Raw genomic sequence first — 17643 nt, forward strand, 5'->3', positions numbered from 1 at the left:
CCTTTTTGCGCCGGTTTATGAGACAGTAGGGTATGCAATTAAATCTGACCGTACCGTCTCCATTGCAGTATTTCTCCAGCCTTGTGGAAAGCGACGAGCATTTCCCTCTGCTGGAAGCCGCCGTCAGCCTGGCGCAGGACGAATACCCCGACCTTGACGTGCAGCAGGTGCTGGGCGACGTAGACCAGTTGCTGGCCCGCCTCAAGCGCCGCCTGCCTGCCGACGCTCCCGCGCTGCAGCGCCTGCGGGCACTGAACCAGTTCTTCTTCCACGACCTGAACTTTGGCGGCAACGTCAATGATTACTACGATCCCGACAACAGCTACCTGAATGCCGTGCTGCGCACACGCCGCGGCATTCCCATCACGCTGGCGGTGCTATGGCTTGAGCTGGCCCTGGGCTTGGGCCTGAACGCGCGCGGCGTGGCCTTTCCCGGGCATTTCATGGTGAAGGTCAACCTGCCCAAAGGCCAGGTTGTGATTGATCCGTTCAGCGGCCAGTCGCTCAGCCGGGAAGAGTTGTCCGAGCGGCTGGAGCCTTTCCGGCAACGCAGCAGTGCCGACGAAGAATTTGAGGTGCCGATGGGCCTGTACCTGCAGTCGGCGCCGCCGCGCGAAATCATCAGCCGCATGCTGCGCAATCTCAAGGAAATCCACAAGACACAGGAAGACTGGCAGCGCCTGATTCCCGTGCAGGACCGCCTGATCGTTCTGCAGCCCGAAGCATGGACCGAATACCGCGACCGCGGCCTGGCCTGGGCCGCGCATGGCGAGCCCGAGCGGGCCATTGCCGACCTGGAAATCTATCTTGCCAACGCCGAAGACGCGCTTGACATCGACACCATGGCCGAACGGCTGACCCAGCTGCGCCAGAGCCGCCACTGAGTCGCTCTGCCATCTCCCTGGTTTTTCTGCGGCTATTTGCTATTGATTTGATAGCTGTTTGCGCTTGTAAGAAGCGCGCTACGGCCACTTTCTCTCAAAGAAGTTCGATCTCGCTGAGCGTGAGAAAGCAGCTTTCCCGTGTGATCGCCACAAAGTCTTCCAGCCAGGGCCGGCCTGACATGGCTTGCGTGCACGCAACATAGAGGCGTCCCGTCAGGCCCTTTTTGCCCACCGGCCTTGCGGTCACGTAACCCCGATCCAGGTAACTTTGCACGGCCCATTTGGGCAGGGCGGCGATGCCGCGGCCACTGGCCACCAGTTGCAGCATGGCAATCGTCAGCTCGGTGGTACGGCGCGCAGGCCTGACGCCGGCCGGCTCCAGCACCTGGCGCACCACGTCGAGCATTTCGTCGGGTACCGGGTAGGTGATCAGGGTTTCGTTGGCGAAGTCCCTTGCCGTGAGATGCGTTTTCGCCGTCAGCGCATGCTCATTCGCCAGCAGCGCCATGATTTCAAAGCGGAACAGCGGGTGGAAATCCACGGCTTCGCTGGCGTCTTCTTCCGAGACGATGGCGATGTCGGCGCGGTCCTGCAGCACGAGTGCAATCGGGTCGGGGTGAAAGCCCGAAACAATGTCCAGTTCCACCTCGGGCCAGCGTGAGCGAAACGAATCCATGGCCGGCATCAGCCAGTCAAAACAGGTGTGGCATTCCACAGCGATGCGCAACTGGCCTGAACGCCCTGTGGCCAGTCGCGCCACATCCCGCTCGGCTTCCTCGACTTGCGACAGCACCGCGTCGGCCAGCGCCAGCAGCCTGAGGCCCGTGGTGCTGAACTGCGGGGGTACGGACTTGCGCTCGAACAGCGGCGTGGCGTAGCGCTCTTCGAGCAGCTTGACCTGATGCGAGAGTGCCGACTGCGTGAGGTTGAGCAATTGCGCCGCGCGCACCAGGCTGCCGCTGTCGCGCAGGGCGGTCAGTGTGCGCAGGTGGCGCAGTTCAAGGATGGACGGGCTCATCAGTTATTCCCTGCAGATCGATCAGCAGATTAATCGGTGAAGCAATTATTTTCATATTGAAAGGCAATATCTTTCGTTTGAATAATAGTTGAATCTGGCCGACCATGCGTTCTTCTGTGATTGATTTGCATTGGGAGATAACTGGATGGTCCACACACATACCCTGGGTTTTCCGCGCATGGGCGCGAACCGGGAACTGAAATTCGCGCTCGAAAAACACTGGCGCGGCGAGATTGACCTGGCTGCACTGGAAGCCACCGGAGCCGGCCTGCGCGAGCAGCACTGGGCCGTGCAGGAAGAAGCCGGGCTGGACTTTGTCACGGTAGGCGACTTCGCTTTTTACGACCACGTGGCCAATCACATCCAGATGCTGGGTTGCGAACCGGCGCGCTTTGGCTTCACCGGCCGGGAGTCTGCCCTCAGCCGCTACTTCTCCATGGCGCGCGGCGTGAATGCGCACAGCGACCATACACACAGTGCCGACTGTGCGTGCGCGGATGGCAAGGCGGGCGGCGGCAGCTTCGCGCTGGAAATGACCAAATGGTTTGACACCAATTACCACTACCTGGTGCCCGAATTCAATGCAGGGACGCAATTCAGCCTTGCTTCGGAGCGCCTCTTCGATGAAGTGGCGCAGGCCCAGGGCGCCGGCCACCGGGTCAAGGCGGTGCTGCTCGGGCCGCTGAGCTTTCTGTGGCTTGGCAAGGAAAAGACAGGCGGCGAAGAGCCCGGCTTTGACCGCTTCAGCCTGCTCGACAAACTATTGCCGGTGTATGCGCAGATTCTCGGGCGGCTGAAGGCGCAAGGTGTGGAGTGGGTGCAGATGGACGAGCCCATCCTGGGCCTGGATTTGCCCGAGCAGTGGCGCTACGCCTTTGAGCGCAGCTATTCGCAGCTTGCCCGCAACGCACCCCAGCTGCTGCTGGCCACCTACTTTTCGCCGCTGGCCGACAACCTGAGGCTGGCTTGCCAGCTGCCGGTGGCGGGCTTGCATGTCGATGCGGTGCGTGCGCCCGAGGAACTGGTGGGGGTGGCCGACTGGCTGCCTGCGCACAAGGTGCTGTCGGTGGGCATTGTGGACGGCCGCAACATCTGGCGCACAGACCCGGACGCGGCGCTGGCAAAGCTGCGCGCGGTGACTGCCAGGCACCAGGGCGAACTCTGGATCGCGCCTTCCTGCTCGCTGCTGCACGTGCCTTTCAGCCTTGCAGCCGAGAACGCGCTGGATGCGGAACTGCGCGCCTGGCTCGCCTTTGCTGTGGAAAAACTGGGCGAGCTGCGCATGTTGCGCGCGGCGTTCACGGGAGAAGAGTCTCTGGTTGCCAGGGAGCTCGCTTCAGCCCGCGCGGCTGTTGCGGCGCGCCGGCGCAGCCCCCGTGTGCACCGGGCCGACGTGGCATTGCGTCTTGCACGCAGCGTTGCAGGCGACGATTGCCGCAGCTCACCTTTTCCGGTGCGCCAGGTCCTGCAGCGCGCCCGCCTTGCGCTGCCGCCGCTGCCCACCACCACCATCGGCTCCTTCCCGCAGACGCCGGAGATCCGCGCTGCGCGCGCAGCGTTCAAACGCGGCGAACTCGGCGCGGCGGGCTACCGTGAAAAGATGGAAGCCGAGATTGCGCTGGCGGTACGCAAGCAGGAGGCGCTGGGCCTTGACGTCCTGGTGCATGGGGAAGCCGAGCGCAACGACATGGTGGAGTACTTCGGCGAGCAGCTTGACGGCTTTGCCTTCACCGCCAACGGCTGGGTGCAGTCCTACGGCTCGCGCTGCGTCAAGCCGCCGGTGATCTTCGGCGACGTGGCCAGGCCTGCGCCCATGACGGTCGAATGGACGGCCCATGCGCAGAGCCTGACAAAGCTGCCGATGAAAGGCATGCTGACCGGCCCCGTCACCATCCTGCAATGGTCCTTTGTGCGCGACGACCAGCCGCGCAGCCTGACCTGCGAGCAGATCGCCTGGGCCATACGCGACGAGGTGGTGGACCTTGAGAGGGCCGGCATCGGCATCGTCCAGATCGACGAGCCGGCCATTCGCGAAGGATTGCCGCTGCGCCGTGCGAGCTGGGCCGCGTACCTGCGCACCGCCACGCGGGCTTTTCGCATCAGTGCCTCGGGTGTGCGCGACGAGACGCAAATCCACACCCACATGTGCTACGCCGAATTCAACGACATCCTGCCGGAAATCGCAGCAATGGACGCCGACGTGATCACCATCGAGACCAGCCGTTCCGACATGGAACTGCTGCGCGGCTTTGGCGCCTTCAGGTATCCCAATGAAATCGGGCCGGGCGTATATGACATCCATTCACCGCGCGTTCCCAGCGTGGACGCCATGGTGCGCTTGCTGCGAAAGGCCGCCAGCGTGATCCCGGCGGAAAACCTCTGGATCAATCCCGACTGCGGGCTGAAAACGCGGGGCTGGCCGGAAACCGAAGCGGCGCTCGGCAACATGGTGCGGGCCGCGCAAGAAGTGCGCAAGGAACTGGCGGCTTCCTGACGCGGTGCGCCCGGAGGGAGGGCGAATCAGGTGCCGCGCTTGAGGAAATGCGGAATCTGCATGCCGTCAGGAGAGTCCACATTGCGCGACATGGCCGGCGCCGTGCTGACCTGCACAGGCCGGCCGACCGCGCGTGCGGTACTTTGTGCGGACATGCGCGCGCCATGCACCAGGGATTCCTGCGCGGGCATGAGGCTGTTGGGGAGCGAGCTGCCCAGGCGCGCGGACGCGGCTTTGGCTGCGGGCGGTGGGTTGAGCAGCCGGGCACCCAGCGTTGCGGCGGTCGAAGGCAGGGGCGCGATCATCCGGACCGGGGCTTTGGCCGGCACCGTCGCGTGCCCCCTTTCGGGCGCGTCGTTGGCGGCTTGCGGCGGATACAACGTGGGGCGCAGCCACTCCAGGATCGGTTGCCACTGCTGCAGGTCTTGCGTTGCGGCGCTGGCCGGCAGGTCAAATATCGTCATGCCGCGTTCCAGGCTGCGTACATACAGCTGGGTTTCGCGCAGGGCGCCCAGGAAAGGCATGCCAAGGCTTTCAGACCACGCCTGCAGCGTTTTTGCGGCGCTGGTGCGCCCGTCGATGCGCATGCCCACCGTGGCGAGCCGGCAGCGGCCGCTGGCCACGCGCGGCATGGCCATCAGCTCGGCGTGGCACTGCGCGGCCGATTCACGGTCAAACATCGAATTGCACACCGGCATGACGATGACATCGGCAAACATCACCACGCGCGCCAGCTCAAAGCCGTGCATGCCGCCCGGCGTGTCAAGCACCACGTGCGTGATGCCGGTGGGCACACGCAGCATGTTTTTCTGGTCGACGGCCCAGGGCGCTATGGCGGGCAACGCGGGGTCCCGGCGCTTGAGCCAGCTTCGCGCCRACTGCTGGCGGTCTACATCGCCCAGCATGACCGAGCTGCCATTGCGCGCGCACCAGGCGGCGATGTGCGCGGCCAGCGTGCTCTTGCCACTGCCTCCCTTGCGGTTGACGACTGCGATAACCGGCATGACTGCTCCAAAGACGGATCGATGGAACAGTTTGATACATAACTAACGAAAAGTCCAGTGACCCCAAGCGCCATGGGCGCACGCAGCTAGTGTTTTTGTAGCAAAACGGCCCGGCCGAAGGAGAGGGCAGCCCCAGGTCGTGGGGCGCGAGAGGGCGGTTGCGGCGGGCTTAGCCGACGGTGACGGCGGCGCCGTCGCCCTTGGGCGCGATCACACCGATCTCGTACACCTGCTCGCCGGCGTCACGCAGGGTTTTGGCGGTGGCTTGCGCATTGGCGGCGTCCACCACCACGACCATGCCGATGCCGTTGTTGAAGGTGCGGTTCATCTCGAAGTCGTCGATACCGGCGGTTTTCTGCAGCCAGGCAAACAGCTCGGTTTGTGGCCAGCTGCCCTTTTTGAGATGGGCGGCCGTGCCTTCGGGCAGCACGCGCGGAATGTTTTCGAGCAAGCCGCCGCCAGTGATGTGGGCCAAGGCCTTGATGGGATGCGCAGCCAGCGCGGCCAGCACGTTCTTGACATACAGGCGGGTGGGTTCCATCAGGGCCTGCTTGAAAGGCTTGCCGTCAAGCTTTGCCGGAGCCGCAGCGCCGGCGCGTTCAATGCACTTGCGCACCAGGCTGAAACCGTTGGAATGCACACCGCTGCTGGCCAAGCCGAGCACCACGTCGCCGGGCTTCACGTCCTTGCCGGTCAAAATCTTGGACTTTTCGACCGCGCCCACGGCGAAGCCGGCCAGGTCGTATTCGCCCGCGGGGTACATGCCGGGCATTTCGGCGGTCTCGCCGCCAATCAGGGCGCAGCCGCTCAGCTCACAGCCCCTGGCGATGCCGCCCACCACTGCCGCGGCCGTGTCCACATCCAGCTTGCCGCAGGCGAAGTAATCGAGGAAAAACAGCGGCTCGGCGCCTTGTACCAGCACGTCGTTGACGCTCATGGCCACAAGGTCAATGCCCACGGTGTCGTGCATCTGCCATTCAAAGGCCAGCTTGAGCTTGGTGCCCACGCCGTCCGTGCCGCTGACCAGGACGGGTTCCTTGTAGCGCTTGGGCACCTCAAACAAGGCGCCAAAGCCGCCAATACCTGCCAATACGCCCTCCCGCATGGTCTTTTTGGCCAGCGGCTTGATGCGTTCGACCAGCGCGTCACCTGCGTCGATGTCGACGCCTGCGTCTTTGTAGCTCAGGGGGGAAGTGGAGGAGGTGGTCATGTGTCGGCTTTGATGCAGTGGGAGGGCAGGCGGTCAGAAGGCGGATTTGCAGCCCGGAAGCGGCCTGCAAGCCCGATAGAATTCAGCCTGAGATTCTAAAGGCTGCCCATCAGGCGCCTTTCGGGCCTTTCCAGGGACTTTTTCCAGGGTTCCTTCCGGCAAGCTCAACCCAAGGCTGTATGCAATTCACCACCACCCAAAAACGCGCCGCCACCTGGTGCGCCATCGCCGCGCTGGTCATCCTGGCGCTGTGGCTGCTGGGGCCGGTGCTGGCGCCCTTTGTCATTGCAGCCGTCCTGGCCTATGCATTGACGCCGCTCGTGAACCGGCTGGACGACATGGGCAAGGGCCGCCTGCCGCGCGTGGTGGCGGTGGTGCTGGTGGAGTTCCTCTTCATCGTGGCGCTGCTCGGCCTCTTTTTGCTGATTGTGCCCATCATGGCCAAGGAGCTGCCCGTGCTGCGCGAGCAAGTGCCGCTGCTGGCCGACAGGCTCAACACCAGCCTGGCGCCGTGGCTGGCGCAGTTCGGCATCCATGTCGCGCTGGACGTGGGCAGCATCAAGGCCTTTGTACTCAAGTACCTCAATGCCAATTTTGAAGACCTGTTCGGCTCGCTGATGTCGTCACTCAAGCTGGGCGGCAGCGTGGCGCTGGCCATCATCGGCAATGCGGTGCTGATTCCCGTGGCGCTGTTTTACCTGCTGATGGACTGGGACAAGTTTGTCGCTCGCGTGCTCGAACTGGTGCCGCCGCACCTGCGCGCGGGTTTTGACAGCTTCACTGACGAAGCCGACTCGGTGCTGGGCCAGTACCTGCGCGGCCAGTTGCTGGTCATGCTGATCATGGCGGTGTTCTATGCCGTGGGGTTGGCGCTGTTCGGCCTGGACCTGGCCCTGCCCATCGGTGTTTTTACCGGCCTGGCGATGTTCATCCCTTACCTGGGCTTTGGCCTGGGCCTGATGCTGGCGGTGCTGGCCGGCCTGCTGGAGTTCGCTTCGCTCAAGGCGCTCGTCATGGTCGCCGTGGTCTACGGCATCGGGCAACTGGTGGAAAGCCTGTACCTCACGCCGCGCCTGGTGGGCGAGCGCATTGGCCTGCACCCGCTGGCGGTGATCTTTGCCTTGCTGGCTTTCGGCCAGATGTTCGGCTTTGTCGGTGTGCTGGTGGCGCTGCCGGCCAGTGCGGTGCTGCTGGTGGGCATACGCCGCATTAAAGCCAGCTATATGGCCAGCCGGCTTTACAACAAGGCCGGCTAAGGCTGAACAGGGTCAGGATGAACGCATGGCGGGCATGAAACAGATTGCGCTGGACATCGGGCTGGCTTCAGCCCCGTCGTTCGCCAATTTTTTTGGCGGGCCGAACGAAGCCGCGCTCCGGCACCTGGAGCTGTGGGCCGGCAACACGCTGCGATCGCCGGTGCCAACCTACCTCTGGGGTGAGGCCGCCAGCGGCAAAACGCATTTGCTGAAAGCCGTGCGCGAAGCGCTGCGCGAGCAGGGTGCTGCCAGCGGCTGGATGGACGCCTCCATGCTCGAGCCGCCCGAGTTCAACGAATCCTGGGCGGCCGTCATCCTGGACGACTGCCATCTCTACACCGCCGTGCAGCAGCAGGCGGCCTTCAACTGGTTTGTCAACGCGCTCAGCGCGCCCGACGGACGTCCGCGCTGGGTGCTGGCCGCCGGCCAGATGCCGCCGGCCGACCTGGCGCTGCGCGAAGACCTGCGCACCCGGCTGGGCTGGGGCCATGTGTTTGCCCTGCAGGCCTTGACCGAACCCGAGCGGCGCGCCGTGCTGCGGCGCGAGGCCGATGCGCGGGGCGTGTTTTTGAGCGACGAGGCCATGGATTTCATGCTGACCCGCTTTTCGCGCGACCTGGGCAGCCTGATGCAGCTGCTTGACCAACTGGATGCATACGCCCTGCAAACCAAACGGGCCATCACGATTCCCTTGATCAAATCGATGCTGGAGAGCGAATAAGTGACTGTGACTGCGAAATGACTGCTTCCCGCAAGATTGCTTTATTTGACCTGGATCACACGCTGATCCCTATCGATTCCGATTACGAATGGGGCGAATTCACCATTGCGCTGGGCTGGTGCGACAGCACCGAGTTCAAGCGCCGCAACAATGAATTTTTTGAGCACTACCGCGCCGGCACGCTCGACATCCACGAATACGTGCGCTTTGCCACTGAAGCCATCCGCAAGCAGGGTGCTATCAATTCAGGAGCGGGTCACGCAAGTTTCATGCGGGACGTGGTGCAAAAAGCCATCACAAAACAGGCGCTGGCGCTGGTCGATGGCCACAGGGCCGCGGGCGATGAACTGGTCATCGTCACTGCCACCAACGAGTTCGTCACGCGGCCCATCGCCGACGCTTTCGGGGTGAAAGAGCTGATCGCGGTCGAGCTGGAGCGCGACGCCGACGGCTGGGTGACCGGCGAGATCAGCGGCACGCCCTCGGCGCGCGAAGGCAAGGTCACCCGCGTGGAACAATGGCTGGCAGCCCGCCAACTCGGCTGGAGCGACGTGGAAACCACGTTCTACACCGACTCCATGAACGATATTGCCCTGCTGGAGAAGGCCACCCACCCCGTCGCGACCAACCCGGACGAGCGCCTGCGGGCGCTGGCGACAGAGCGCGGATGGCGCATACTTGACCTGTTTATCTAGTTATCCATGATCAAAAAATTTATCGACAAGCTGTTTGGCAAATCTGACAGCACGGATCCCGGCGCCAAGCGGGTCAAAAAATCACCTTTCGGCCAGCGCCAGGATGTCACCGTCAAGGAACACGGCATCGATGTCTCGCTGGTGGACGACCGCGCCATGGACGTGGTGCGCACCCTGAAAGACGCCGGTTACGAGGCCTATATCGTCGGCGGCGCGGTGCGCGACCTGCTGGTCGGCCTGCGTCCCAAGGACTTTGACGTCGCCACCGACGCCACGCCCGAGCAGGTCAAGTCGCTGTTCCGCCGCGCCTTCATCATCGGCCGACGCTTTCGCATCGTGCACGTTATTTATGGCCGAGGGCGTGAGCACGAAGTGATCGAGGTCTCGACCTTCCGCGCGCATCTCGACAGCAGCCTGGCCGAGCAGGTCGGCGGCAACGAGCGCACCAGCAAGAGCGAACTGGCCGGCATGAAGCACGCGGTCGACGCCTCAGGCCGCGTGCTGCGCGACAACGTCTGGGGCCCGATCGAGCAGGACGCCGCGCGCCGCGACTTCACCATCAACGCGATGTACTACGACCCGGAAACGCAGGTCGTGGTCGACTATCACAACGGCATCAAGGACGCCAAGAAAAAGATCATCCGCATGATCGGCAACCCGGCCGTGCGTTACCGCGAAGACCCGGTGCGCATCATCCGCGCCGTGCGTTTTGCCGCCAAGCTCAGCGCGCTGGGCTTCAAGTTTGAAGACAAGACCGTGGCCCCGCTGCGCGAGATGAAGGGCCTGCTGGCCGACGTGCCGCAGTCGCGCCTGTTTGACGAAATGCTCAAGCTGCTGCAGACCGGCCATGCGCTGGCCAGCATCGCGCAGCTCAAGTTCCTGGGCCTGGGAACCGGCATCTATCCGCTGCTGGATGTGGTGGTCGAAAACGCCGACGAACCCTTCCTCAAGCTCGCGCTGCAAGACACCGACCGCCGCGTCGGCGAAGRCAAGCCGGTGGCGCCCAGCTTCTTGCTGTCGTGCGTGCTGTGGTTTGACGTGCGCGAAGGCTGGGAGCGCCGCAAGAAGCGCGGTGAGCACCTCATGCCCGCGCTGCAAGACGCGATCGACGATGCCTTCAACGCGAAGATCGGCGACGTGTCGGGCCGCGGCAAGCTCGGCACCGACATGCGCGAGATCTGGACCATGCAGCCGCGCTTTGAAAAACGCGTCGGCAGCGCACCGTATTCGCTGCTCGACCAGCCGCGCTTTCGCGCCGGCTTCGATTTCCTGCGCCTGCGCGCGCAGACCGGCGAGATCGAGATGGAACTCGCCGAGTGGTGGGAAAAGTTCAGCACCGCCTACGACGACGAACGCCACGCCATGATTGAAGAGGCGCGCCAGGCCCAGCAGAGCAAGCCGCAAGCGCCGCGGGTGCGTGTGAAGCGTGTTGATGCCGAGCCTGGCTCAGCGCAAGCGGAGCGCACCACGCCCGATGCCGCAGATGCCTCCGGCGAGCAGGGCGACGCAGCCCCCGCCAAAAAACGCCGCCGCCGCCGCAAGCCGGCCAATCGTGGCGCGACCGGTGGTGGTGAGGCTGCTGCTTCTCCTCCCGCCGGCAACGACGGCGATTAAGCCACACGCGCACAGGGAACGGGCATGGTTGACGCCTACATCGGCCTGGGCGCTAACCTCGGTGATGCGGCCGCCGCGTTCGCGCAAGCCACCAGGGATGTGGCCTGCCTGCCGGTTACCACAGTGATCGCCCGGTCCAGCGTTTACCGAACGGCACCCATCACCACTGCCGATGGCGCGCAAGTTGAGGCGCCGGGAGACGATTACCTCAATGCTGTTCTCAAAATCCGGACCACCCTGCCGGCGCCGGTTTTGCTACAGCATCTGCTCCAGATCGAATTGGCGGCGGGCCGCGAGCGGCCCTACCTGCACGCACCGCGAACGCTGGATCTTGACTTGCTGATTTACGGCAGCGGGTACATTGAGTCGCCGCACCTGACGGTGCCCCACCCACGCATGTGGCAACGCGCTTTTGTGTTGGTGCCGCTGGCTGAACTAGGGCTTGGCCTGGTCAGTGATCTTCAACTGGAAGCAGTTAAAAACCAGCGCATCGAAAGGCTTTCAGGCCTTTAGTGCACTCAATGGGTTAACGATTCACCAGCTATGGCAGATTCAATCAGCGATTCGCTCAAACGCGGAGTGGACTCATGGCTGCTGCGCGGCATTGGCGCGCTTGCACTGGTGGCAGGCATGCTGTTCGTAGCCTTGGCCGGTTTTGTTGCGATCAAATTGAACTCAGGGATTTTGGCCGAGCAGCCTCTTTTTGTCCTGACGATGCTGGCTGCACCAGGGCTGATCGCGGCATTCTTGCTGTCTGTCGGCTGGCGCCTGCTGCTCAATCGGCCAAACAAGTACCAATCATTGCTGCATCCCGTTGCGTGGTGGGTGATCGCGGCGCTCTTGATTGCTACAGGCTTGTGGCTGGCGTTCACGCTGGTTCCCGGAAAACAGTATGAAGGCCTTGGCTACGCGGTCTTCGTGCTGATTTTGGGGCTGGTTTCCGCGGTGATTGGCATCCGAACAGTGCGTGGTACCTGGGGAGTGAACAACGCGGCCCCATCGGGCGTCGCAGGCGTGAATTCCTGGTCCTTCAAGGTTGCGACAGTGCAGGGGGCTCCCTTGCGCATTCATTGGTCCTTGCCAGTGGGTGGTTTGATGCTCTCAATCTTTTCAGGGTTCAGTTTGACGGAGTGGCTCTACTACTGCCTCGCATTTTTGGCTCTCATTTCAATTCACGAGCTAGGTCATTTCGCCGCCGCGCGATTCCTGGGTCTCAAAGTGTTCTCTGTCGATATTTCCGGCTTGGGTGGTCAATGCAATGTCCAGGCCCCACGCGGAATTCGAGACACCCTGCTGGTGTTCTCAGCGGGCCTGCTGGCTCAATGCGCCTTGCTTTTGCTGACATGGCTGTACATCGCCATTTTTGGTTGGCCCACCAGCGCGTTTGGCAAGTGCGTGGCCGTGACATTTACCGTTTACAACGCCATCCTGTTTGTGCTGAATCTGATTCCCGGTAAAAGTTTCAGCGGCCTCTCGACCGATGGAAACATCATCTGGAAGGTGATCCTCCATGCCACAAAGGGCACGCCTCACCCGTTCCCGGATCCCCTTGCGATAACCCGTGTCTTCCCCGCAGAAACAAGCTTGTTATCGTTGGAGGAGTTTTCGACACCTGGCTTTACCACGGGTGTCGAGATACTGAATGACAGCAAGACACCTATGGAATTCGTCTTGACAACCCTCATGCAGCAACTGCAGCTTGACCGGGAAAAAGCGATCATCTTGATGTTGGACATCCACAAAAATGGTGGCGCCTTGGTGCCGACAGCCGGATTGGACAGAGCTGAGGCCATTGCAGCGGCTGTCACGGAAGCGGCCCGCAATCAAGGTCATCAATTGGTTTGCCGGGCTGTGGAAGCTCTGGGCTTGCCAAGAGCCGCCACATCACAGTCGCCAGTGATGTTCAGCCGTGAAGTGGGCGGCGCCTAAGGCGCAAGCCGCTCCCGCAACCACCTCGCATCACCCTGCAGCGTATACCGCAACCGGTCATGCAAGCGGCTCTTGCGGCCTTGCCAGAACTGCCAGTTGTCCGGCTTCAGCCGATAGCCGCCCCAGTGCGGCGGGCGCGGGGGCTGCAGCAAAAATTTGGCCCCGTATTTGGCGGCATTCGTCACCAGCACGCTGCGCCCTGAAATCACTTCGCTTTGTGGGCTGGCCCAGGCGCCTATGCGGGAGTCGAGGGGGCGGCTGCTGAAGTAGGCGTCGCTTTCTTCGGCGGAGACTTTTTCGACCACGCCTTCGATGCGAACCACACGCTCAAGCTCTATCCAGTGAAATTGCAATGCCGCATACGGGTTGCCGGCCAGTTCCTGGCCCTTGCGGCTGTCGTAGTTGGTGAACCAGGTGATGCCGCGCTCGTCATAGCCCTTGATCAGCACGATGCGCGTAGAGGGGCGCAGGTTGCTGGCCACGGTGGCCAGCGTCATGGCATTGGGCTCTGGCACCTCGGCCGCGATGGCTTCCTGCAGCCATTGGCCGAACTGTTTCAGCGGGTCGGCGTCGGACGCTTCTTCGTTGAGTTCGGCGCGTTCGTAGCTTTTGCGCAGATCGGCGATGGAGGGAGTGGGCTGGCTCATGGCTCTGATTGTGCCCGCACAGGGCATATCCTTGCCTGCGGCGGGCTCCCGATGAGGTGTTTGCTTGATACCGAATTAATATTCGTTTATATTCGCAGGCTTCGATGAAACCCAAAGACGACGAAAAGCAGCGCGCCATTGCCGAGGCCACCTTCAACCTGGTGGCCCAGACCGGCCTGAGCGGGCTGACCATGGCCGACATTGCCCGCACGGCCGGCATCGCCACCAGCACGCTGTACGTCTATTACCCGTCCAAGGACGAGCTGATCAGCCAGCTCTATGAAGAAGCCAAGACCGCGACCATGCTGCGCTTGATGGATGGTGTGGTGCCCGGGACCCCCTTGCGCAGCCGTGTGCGCCGCCTCTGGGGCAACCTGCTGCGGCACCGGCTGGAGCGTTATGCCGAGGTCGTGTTCCAGGAGCAGTACTACAACTCTCCCTGGTTCACGCAGGGCAACCGCGAGTTGTCGACCCGACTGGCGGCGAGCTTCTTTGCATTGATCGAGGAGGGCCAGAAGCAGGAGATTTTCAAGCCTGTGCCCTTGCCGTTGTTAACGGCCACCCTGGTGGGCTCGGTGCGGGAAACTGCCAACCTGATACGCACCCAGGTGCTGCCCGACGACGAGGCGGTGCACCAGGCGGCTTTTACCCTGTGTTGGGACGCCATCAAGGCCTGAATCTTTGAAACGCCTCTGAAAGGCAATACCCCTCATTTCTGCATGCCCAAGTTTTTACGGATAAAACCCTGATTTAAGCGAATATAAATTCGACAAGTAGCCTCCCTTTTTTTCTCCCTTTTGATTTCCCACTAACAAAAACCGCAAGGAGTTCCACGATGCCCACCCTCAACATCAACGGCAAGGACGTATCCGTCAACGCCGACCAATCCACCCCTATTCTCTGGGCCCTGCGTGACACGCTGGGCATGACAGGTACGAAGTTCGGCTGCGGTGCGGCGCTGTGCGGCGCGTGTACCGTGCATCTCAACGGCGCGGCCATACGCTCGTGCATCACGCCGATTTCTGCCGCTGCCGGCCAGAAGATCACCACCATCGAAGCGGTTGCCACCGACCGCGTCGGCAAAGCCGTGCAGGACGCCTGGGTCAAACATGACGTGGCGCAGTGCGGCTATTGCCAGAGCGGCCAGGTGATGAGCGCCACCGCCTTGCTCAAGTCCAACGCCAAACCGAGCGATGCCGACATCGACGGCGCCATGGCCGGCAATATCTGCCGCTGCGGCACCTATGTGCGCATTCGCGCTGCCATCAAAGACGCCGCCCAGGCACTGGCTTAACTGGTTTAAAGAAGGAGAACACCATGTATTCCAACGCCACAGACACCTTCGACATCGCCGCTCAACTGCCAAAAGGCCTTCAAGCCCTGATGCATAAAGCGCAAGCAGCTACCAAAACCATAGCAGATGCTGAACTGCCTCGCCGCAGTTTCCTCAAGGTTGCAACCGCCGGTGGCTTTGCACTCGGCGCTTTTCCGATGCTGACGCAAGCGCAAACCATGGCCACAGCGGGTGCACCGGCGGCATCCAGCCTCAAGCCGACCCAGCAGCCCTCGGCCTTTGTGCGTATCGACAAGGACGGTACGGTGACCGTCACCATCAACCGGCTCGACTTCGGGCAGGGCGTTCAGACCGGCTTGCCGATGATCCTGGCGGAAGAGCTGGATGCTGACTGGGCTTTGGTCAAAAGCCAGCACGGCAATGCCGACCCGGCTTATGTGGATCCGGCTTTCGGCATGCACCTCACGGGCGGCTCGGGCTCGATCAAAAACTCCTACACGCAGTACCGCGAGCTGGGCGCGCGCACCCGCGCCATGCTGGTCTCGGCCGCCGCGCAGCAATGGGGGGTTGATGCAAGCAGCCTGCGCACGCAGCAAGGCGTGGTGATTGGCCCCGGCGGCAAGCGCCTGACGTACGGTGAGCTGGCCGAAGCGGCCATGAAGCTGCCGGTGCCGGAGGCCGTCACGCTCAAGGATCCGAAACAGTTCCGCATCATCGGCAAGCCCACGGGCCGGCTCGATGCCCGTGCCAAATCCACCGGCGGCCAAAGCTACGGCATCGACGTGCGCCTGCCCGGCATGCTGACAGCCGTGGTGGCGCATCCGCCGGTGTTTGCCGGCAAGCTCAAGTCGCTGGACGACACCGCGGCCAAAGCCGTTCCCGGCGTGAAGGCCGTGCTGCGCGTGCCGCTGGACCGCGGCGGCGAGGGCGTGGCGGTGGTGGCCGAGGGCTACTGGGCCGCCAAGCAGGGCCGCGACGCGCTCAAGGTCGAGTGGGACACCAGCGGCGTCGAGAAGGTCGACAGCGTGCAGCAACTGGCCAGCTACCGCGCGCTGGCGCAGAAAACCGGCGCACTCAAATACAAGGACGACATCAGCAAGCTGGCGTCAGCACCCAGGAAGATCAGCGCCGAGTTTGTCTTTCCTTACCTGGCTCACGCACCCATGGAGCCGCTCAATTGCACGGTGCAGCTGAGCGGGCAGGGCGCGGACGCGAAAGCCGAACTCTGGCTGGGCACGCAGATGCCGGGGCTGGACGCGCTGGCCGCCTCCAAGGCGCTGGGCGTGGCGCCGCAAAACGTCAAGATGAACGTGCAGATGGCCGGCGGCGGCTTTGGCCGGCGCGCGATTGCCACCAGTGATTACGTGGTGGAAGCCTGCAATGTCGCCAGGGCCGCACGTGGCGCCGGGCTGACGGCCGCGGTGCGCACACTGTGGAGCCGCGAGGACGACATCAAGGGTGGCTACTACCGTCCCATGCATGTGCACCGCGCCGAGATCGGCTTTAACGACAAAGGCGAGATCCTGGGTTGGGACCACGTCATCGTCGGCCAGTCCATCGTCGGCGGGACGCCGTTTGAAGGTTTTATGGTCAAGGATGGTGTGGACGGCACCATGGTTGAAGGCATGAAGGAGCCTTACGATATCCCGATGCGGCTGTCCGTACATCACCCCAAACTCAATGTGCCGGTGCTCTGGTGGCGCAGCGTGGGTTCTACCCACACGGCGTACGTCATGGAAACGTTGATTGACGAAGTCGCGCGCAGCAGCGGGCAAGACCCTGTGGCCTGGCGCATGAAGCAGTTTGGCAGCAAGCACCCGCGCCACGCGGCCGCGCTGCAGCTGGCGGTCGACAAATCCGGTTACGGCAAACGCACTTTGCCCGCCGGGCGCGCCTGGGGCGTGGCGGTGCATGAGTCGTTCAACACCGTGGTGGCTTATGTGGTCGAGGCATCCGTCAAGGACAACACGCCGGTGCTGCACGGCATCACTGCAGGCGTGCATTGCAACCTCGCCATCAACCCGACCAGCATTGAAGCGCAGGTACAGGGCGCGGCGCTGATGGGTTTGTCGATGTGCCTGCCGGGTGCGGCCATCACGCTCAAGGACGGTGTGGTCGAGCAAAGCAACTTCGGCGACTTTCCCGTGCCGCGTATCACCGACATGCCGACGGTTGCCGTCTTCATCGTGCCTAGCGCCGATGCGCCCACGGGTCTGGGCGAGCCCGGCCTGCCGCCGTTGGCCCCCGCCTTTGCCAATGCGATCGCCAAGCTCACAGGCAAGCCGGCGCCGCGCGAGCTGCCCTTCAAGCTGGCGTGATGGCAGGCGGCAAGCCCACGGTGCTGGTGCTGGCCTCAGGCCGGGGTGAGCGCTTTGCCGCGTCGGGTGGCGGCACGCACAAGCTGCAGGCGCTGCTGGCCGGCAAGCCGGTGCTGCAGCACACGCTGGACGCCGTGGCTGCCAGCGGCTTGCCCTGGCACCTGGAAGATGCCGGCCACCCTGGCATGGGCGACTGCATCGCGGCCGCCGTGCGGGCCACGCCCGAAGCTGCGGGCTGGTTGATTTTGCCGGGTGATTTGCCGATGGTGCAGGCCGCCACGCTGCAGGCAGTGGCCGACGCGCTGGCGCAGCACGCGGTGGTGGTGCCGGTGTTCAGGGGCACGCGCGGCCACCCGGTCGGGTTTTCGGCCGCGTGCCGCGATGCCTTGCTGGATTTAAAGGGAAATCAGGGTGCAGCGCCCGTAGTACGTGCGCAAGCAGCTATCAATTCTGTAGCATTCATGGGCGTGGCCGATGAAGGCACAGTCACCGACATCGACACGCTGGACGATTTGCGCCGGGCTGAAGAACTGTTCAGCCAGCGTTGACCGCCCTGAAC

General features: G+C 63.1%; 16 protein-coding genes. 12 read left to right on the forward strand and 4 right to left on the reverse strand.

What is annotated here, in order from left to right:
- Positions 1–32: 32 nt before the first annotated feature.
- A complete protein-coding gene (locus AC1DY9_RS08435; protein WP_457279301.1) occupies positions 33–884 on the forward strand; it encodes a SirB1 family protein in 852 nt (283 codons plus the stop codon).
- A 94-nt stretch (positions 885–978) separates the two neighbouring features.
- On the opposite strand, the gene AC1DY9_RS08440 is transcribed toward AC1DY9_RS08435, so the two are convergent.
- Positions 979–1902: a LysR family transcriptional regulator gene (locus AC1DY9_RS08440; RefSeq protein WP_457279300.1), complete on the reverse strand. Its 924-nt coding sequence runs from the start codon at positions 1900–1902 to the stop codon at positions 979–981.
- Between the two features lie 145 nt (positions 1903–2047).
- Here AC1DY9_RS08440 and metE point away from each other — a divergent pair, with 145 nt between their 5' ends.
- Positions 2048–4396 carry a 5-methyltetrahydropteroyltriglutamate--homocysteine S-methyltransferase gene (gene metE, locus AC1DY9_RS08445; protein ID WP_477666276.1) on the forward strand — a complete coding sequence of 783 codons (2349 nt, stop codon included), beginning with the start codon at positions 2048–2050 and terminating at the stop codon, positions 4394–4396.
- Between the two features lie 26 nt (positions 4397–4422).
- Here the strand turns inward: metE and AC1DY9_RS08450 are convergent, their stop codons facing one another.
- Entirely contained in the window at positions 4423–5400 is a 978-nt protein-coding gene (locus AC1DY9_RS08450; RefSeq protein WP_477666277.1) for a division plane positioning ATPase MipZ, read from the reverse strand.
- Between the two features lie 169 nt (positions 5401–5569).
- Positions 5570–6610, reverse strand: a complete 1041-nt coding sequence (gene purM / locus AC1DY9_RS08455; RefSeq protein WP_477666278.1) for a phosphoribosylformylglycinamidine cyclo-ligase — start codon at positions 6608–6610, stop codon at positions 5570–5572.
- 179 nt (positions 6611–6789) lie between these two features.
- Between purM and AC1DY9_RS08460 the strand changes: the two genes are divergently transcribed.
- From AC1DY9_RS08460 to AC1DY9_RS08485, 6 genes are read left to right on the forward strand one after another with little or no spacing between them, the layout of a single operon-like run.
- Entirely contained in the window at positions 6790–7866 is a 1077-nt protein-coding gene (locus AC1DY9_RS08460; protein ID WP_477666279.1) for an AI-2E family transporter, read from the forward strand.
- A 34-nt stretch (positions 7867–7900) separates the two neighbouring features.
- Complete coding sequence (gene hda, locus AC1DY9_RS08465) at positions 7901–8587, forward strand: DnaA regulatory inactivator Hda (protein ID WP_457279795.1); 687 nt, start codon at positions 7901–7903, stop codon at positions 8585–8587.
- A gap of 17 nt (positions 8588–8604) precedes the next feature.
- The gene (locus tag AC1DY9_RS08470) at positions 8605–9282 is read left to right on the forward strand and encodes an HAD family hydrolase (RefSeq protein WP_477666280.1); all 678 of its coding nucleotides are present in this window, start codon (positions 8605–8607) and stop codon (positions 9280–9282) included.
- 6 nt (positions 9283–9288) lie between these two features.
- Positions 9289–10896, forward strand: a complete 1608-nt coding sequence (pcnB, locus tag AC1DY9_RS08475) for a polynucleotide adenylyltransferase PcnB (protein ID WP_477666281.1) — start codon at positions 9289–9291, stop codon at positions 10894–10896.
- Between the two features lie 24 nt (positions 10897–10920).
- The gene (gene folK / locus AC1DY9_RS08480) at positions 10921–11409 is read left to right on the forward strand and encodes a 2-amino-4-hydroxy-6-hydroxymethyldihydropteridine diphosphokinase (RefSeq protein WP_477666282.1); all 489 of its coding nucleotides are present in this window, start codon (positions 10921–10923) and stop codon (positions 11407–11409) included.
- 30 nt (positions 11410–11439) lie between these two features.
- Positions 11440–12825 carry an ATP-dependent Clp protease adaptor ClpS gene (locus AC1DY9_RS08485; RefSeq protein WP_477666283.1) on the forward strand — a complete coding sequence of 462 codons (1386 nt, stop codon included), beginning with the start codon at positions 11440–11442 and terminating at the stop codon, positions 12823–12825.
- Here AC1DY9_RS08485 and pdxH read toward each other — a convergent pair.
- Positions 12822–13472 carry a pyridoxamine 5'-phosphate oxidase gene (gene pdxH / locus AC1DY9_RS08490; protein WP_477666284.1) on the reverse strand — a complete coding sequence of 217 codons (651 nt, stop codon included), beginning with the start codon at positions 13470–13472 and terminating at the stop codon, positions 12822–12824. The genes AC1DY9_RS08485 and pdxH overlap by 4 nt on opposite strands.
- Positions 13473–13576: 104 nt before the next feature.
- Here pdxH and AC1DY9_RS08495 point away from each other — a divergent pair, with 104 nt between their 5' ends.
- The 4 genes from AC1DY9_RS08495 (at position 13577) to AC1DY9_RS08510 (ending at position 17632) form a co-directional block, all read left to right on the forward strand.
- Complete coding sequence (locus AC1DY9_RS08495) at positions 13577–14149, forward strand: TetR/AcrR family transcriptional regulator (protein ID WP_477647368.1); 573 nt, start codon at positions 13577–13579, stop codon at positions 14147–14149.
- 158 nt (positions 14150–14307) lie between these two features.
- Positions 14308–14766, forward strand: a complete 459-nt coding sequence (locus AC1DY9_RS08500) for a (2Fe-2S)-binding protein (protein WP_457279289.1) — start codon at positions 14308–14310, stop codon at positions 14764–14766.
- Positions 14767–14789: 23 nt separating this feature from the next.
- Complete coding sequence (locus AC1DY9_RS08505) at positions 14790–17084, forward strand: xanthine dehydrogenase family protein molybdopterin-binding subunit (protein ID WP_457279288.1); 2295 nt, start codon at positions 14790–14792, stop codon at positions 17082–17084.
- Positions 17084–17632, forward strand: coding sequence for a nucleotidyltransferase family protein (locus AC1DY9_RS08510; protein ID WP_477666285.1), 549 nt, complete (start codon positions 17084–17086; stop codon positions 17630–17632). Before AC1DY9_RS08505 ends, AC1DY9_RS08510 begins: the two co-directional genes overlap by 1 nt.
- Positions 17633–17643: the final 11 nt, after the last annotated feature.

The organism is Polaromonas sp. P1_F6 (genome assembly GCF_056405695.1).